Annotated in this window: 2 protein-coding genes; one reads left to right on the top strand and one right to left on the bottom strand. The window is 40.7% G+C overall.

The annotated features are described in order from the left end of the window. The coding region (locus ACS8YF_RS20230) for a hypothetical protein (RefSeq protein WP_312827941.1) at nucleotides 1-65 on the bottom strand (65 nt) is incomplete at its 3' end. 241 nt (nucleotides 66-306) lie between these two features. Here ACS8YF_RS20230 and ACS8YF_RS20225 point away from each other — a divergent pair. After that, nucleotides 307-504, top strand: a 198-nt coding sequence (locus ACS8YF_RS20225) for a TetR/AcrR family transcriptional regulator (RefSeq protein WP_440851837.1), incomplete at its 3' end; no start/stop codon positions are given.

The following is a 504-nucleotide window of genomic DNA, read 5'->3' as shown; positions in this document are numbered from 1 at the left end:
GCACAGCCCTTTCCAATACCACGAGCGGCTCCGGTAATCACGGCAACAGGACGAGTGGATTTCATACAATAGCTCTCTTTTTTTGAATATTGTTTTCTAAGTGACAATTAGCTTGCGACGTGCCGCAAGAAAGATCAACCATCTGGTTGGTTGATATGCGATAGTGATCACAGGACATTTGATAACTTGATGAAAGTGCAAGTTTTTATCCTTTTTACTGGAGCTTCTAATTAATCGGGTTAAGATAGTTATCTTGAGAAGGTCATGGGGAGGCGTTATTTACCTTGATACAGCAACGTACAGAGCCTGAAGGAAAAGCTGCTGTTATGCGCGGTTAATGAATTTGCCGAATATGGTTATGAAGGGGCCAGGGTCGATAATATTGTTAAGGCTGCGGGGTGTAGTAAACAGACGGTTTATCATCACTTTGGTAATAAAGAAAATTTATTTATTGAAGTACTGGAATATACCTGGAACGATATTCGACAAAAAGAAAAGGCCCTT

Source organism: Salinisphaera sp. SWV1, from assembly GCF_052044155.1.
Taxonomy (GTDB): Bacteria; Pseudomonadota; Gammaproteobacteria; order Nevskiales; family Salinisphaeraceae; genus Salinisphaera.
This window is presented reverse-complemented; position numbering and strand designations above follow the sequence as displayed.